Origin of the sequence: Streptomyces sp. NPDC002889, assembly GCF_042888425.1 — a bacterium.
Taxonomy (GTDB): Bacteria; Actinomycetota; Actinomycetes; order Streptomycetales; family Streptomycetaceae; genus Streptomyces.
In genome coordinates this window covers 1-1,078 of sequence record NZ_JBIAPT010000094.1, presented here as the reverse complement: position 1 = coordinate 1,078, position 1,078 = coordinate 1, and the positions used below count along the sequence as shown (strand labels likewise).

The 1,078-nt window shown below is 65.5% G+C and carries 1 pseudogene; it reads right to left on the bottom strand.

Annotated elements, in window-relative coordinates:
- Positions 1-23: 23 nt before the first annotated feature.
- Positions 24-1,003, bottom strand: a pseudogene (locus ACFYWI_RS38540) (IS5 family transposase).
- Between the last annotated feature and the right edge of the window lie 75 nt (positions 1,004-1,078).

Below are 1,078 nucleotides of genomic sequence, written 5' to 3'. Positions count from 1 at the left end.
CTAGGGCCTGTGTGGGGTTGTGATCAGTCGGCGGCCTTCAGGAGGTCGTCGATCCAGATCATTGAGGCGCGGAGGTGGAGGCCGGCGAGGTAGCTTTCGGGTGCCTTGTCGTAGCGTGTGGCGATGCCCCGCCAGGCCTTCAGCTTGTTGATCAGACGCTCGACGGTGTTCCGTTCCTTGTAGAGGCCGGTGTCGTGGCTGATGGGGCGGCCGCCTCTCGCGCCCTTCTTCTTCCGGTTGGCGGCCTGGTCCTTCTTTTCCGGGATGACTGCCTTGATATTGCGTTTGCGCAGGTAGGCGCGGTTGCCGCGAGACGAGTAGGCCTTGTCCGCGGCGACCGCGCCGGGCCGGTTTCGGGGACGGCCGGCGGGGAGGCGGATCCGTACTCTCTCGAGCACTGAGATGAATTGCGGACTGTCCGCGGCCTGTCCGGCCGTCAGGACGAATGCGAGCGGACGGCATTTGCGGTCTGCGGCGAGGTGGACCTTGCTGGTCAGTCCTCCTCGGGACCTGCCGAGCAGGGCTTCCTTCAGGCGGAGCTTGCGTCTGCGTCGGACACGTCGACGCTCGGCCTGTCCGTTCTGTTCCTGCGGGCCGCCCCTTTTTGCCGGGCCTTCTCCTGCTCACGCGCAGCTTCTTCCAAGGCTTCCATGAGGTCCTTGCCGACGTGCATCCCGGCGGCGTCGTGGTGGGCGCGAGCAGTGGTGGAGTCCACGCTGACCAGCGACAAGTCTGTCCTGCCTGCGCGGGCCGCCTCGGCAATCAGGCCTTCCAGCAGAACAGTGAAGACGCCGGCGTCCCGCCAGACACGGAAGCGCCCGTAGACGGTGGCCCAGGGCCCGAACTCGCAGGGCATCTCCCGCCACTGACCGCTGGACCGGAACCGCCAGATCACCCCCTCGAACTGTTCCCGCAGTCGTTCGGGGTACGGGCCGAACCTGCCGATCGGGAGGTAGGGCTCGATGAACTTCCACTGAGCATCGGTGAGTTGCTTGCGCGTCACGGCAAATTCCTACCGGGTTCCACCCATGAAGGAGGCAGAACCCAACAACTGATCACAACCTCACACAGGCCCTAG